Raw genomic sequence first — 244 nt, 5'->3', positions numbered from 1 at the left:
CTATTAACTTAGCCTCGCCGTTAAAGCATAAGTTATTTAGCTCATCACATCGTGCAGGTGAATAACCAGGTGTTTGCCCCAGTACTAACCCTTGGCATAAGTCGCTCATTACGCTGCCGGTATCTACCGAGGCCAGCTGATCTTTATCACCTAAGAGAATTAACCGTGCATGTGCAGGTAATGCCTCAATTAGTTTTGCCATCAGCGATAAGTCGACCATTGAGGCTTCATCTATAATCAACAC

The 244-nt window shown here is 44.7% G+C and carries 1 protein-coding gene; it reads right to left on the bottom strand.

Annotated elements, in window-relative coordinates:
* Positions 1-244 (bottom strand): AAA family ATPase (locus tag AAEY62_RS24210; protein WP_350637017.1); only part of this gene is annotated, 244 nt, incomplete at both ends.

The sequence above is a fragment of the Pseudoalteromonas sp. GW168-MNA-CIBAN-0100 genome, from assembly GCF_040309225.1.
GTDB classification, from domain to species: Bacteria; Pseudomonadota; Gammaproteobacteria; order Enterobacterales; family Alteromonadaceae; genus Pseudoalteromonas; species Pseudoalteromonas arctica.
Note: the sequence above shows the minus strand (reverse complement) of the source record. Positions and strands in the feature narration are given on the sequence as shown.